Source organism: Paenibacillus lignilyticus (genome assembly GCF_017942085.1).
GTDB classification, from domain to species: Bacteria; Bacillota; Bacilli; order Paenibacillales; family Paenibacillaceae; genus Paenibacillus_Z; species Paenibacillus_Z lignilyticus.
On record NZ_JAGKSP010000045.1, the window covers coordinates 1 to 1,100 of the forward strand.

At 49.5% G+C, this 1,100-nt stretch carries 1 protein-coding gene; it reads right to left on the minus strand.

What is annotated here, in order from left to right; translation table 11 throughout:
- Positions 1-247: 247 nt before the first annotated feature.
- Positions 248-1,100: transposase (locus I8J30_RS32585; RefSeq protein ID WP_210664499.1), on the minus strand; the 853-nt coding region annotated here is incomplete at its 5' end.

Genomic DNA, 1,100 nt, shown 5'->3' on the forward strand with positions numbered 1-1,100 from the left:
CGGGAATAAAGGTGAATGATGCATCACCCATATTGTTCCATATGTGCACGTCTCCACTTTACCCTAGCGATTCTCGCTCCCATGTCTCAACGGGTCTTAGCCCTTTCATTCCTTCGTCACATCTAACTAAGGGGTGGAGGTCGGTCTTTCTAACGGAACGGGTCCGAGCCCTTTTGCGTAATGTCTCCCGTTACTCCGTGCTTCTTGTCATCCTGCGAATGCTTGAGCTGGTGAGGAACGACTAATCTTAGGCTGCCTGTGGGACAACTCGAGTTGAATCGTAAGTCTGGTTGCTAGTTGCCAGGCTGACGAGCAAACGCGCTACTTTACTACATAATTTCATAATGGATTTCATCTTCTTCAGGTTCTTTTTCTCCACATTGTGGCGGTGTAAAGCCCGAATTTCCGGGTTTGTCATGACCATACACATTGTCATGAGATAGAGAAAGTGACGCAGCCGAGGTCTACCTCGTTTGCTGAGAACCATCTTTCCTCGCCACTTTCCGGAACTGGCCTCAGCTAGATTCAACCCAGCATGCCGCAGCAGAGCATTTCCATGCGAATAGCCACTTAGATCACCAGCCTCGCCGAGCACTCCAGCTAGACTGGTTGCACTGATGCCTCGTATTTCAAGCAGCTTCTTTGCGTATGGAATGCGTTCAAGAATGAGATGCAGCTCGTGCCCAATCTGTTCAAGTTGGCGCTGGGCTAGGTCATATTCTTCAAGCAACTGCCCAAGATGAAGCTTGTAAGCCTTGAGTGCTTGGGTAGTGCCAACACTGGATTTTGCAAGTGAAATGAGCAGTTCAGCGCGTTTAACACCAGCATGACGCTTCACATATTGCTTCCAACCGTTGAGGACTTGTTCCGTGTTTAACCGACTGATTTCTCCCGGCAAGGGGAAGAGTCTGAGTGTTGCGATTGCGCTGGTACAGGTGAGAATTTTAAAGACCTGACGGAGCTCGGGAAAGACGATGTCTACCCACCGATGAATCTGATTGACCGCACTGTTGAGGCGCTTGGTAACCGTCTCTCGGTTTGCCATGAGAATACGCAGTTCCTCGTATGCTTCCGAATGAAAACGAACAGGGGAGTAGTAC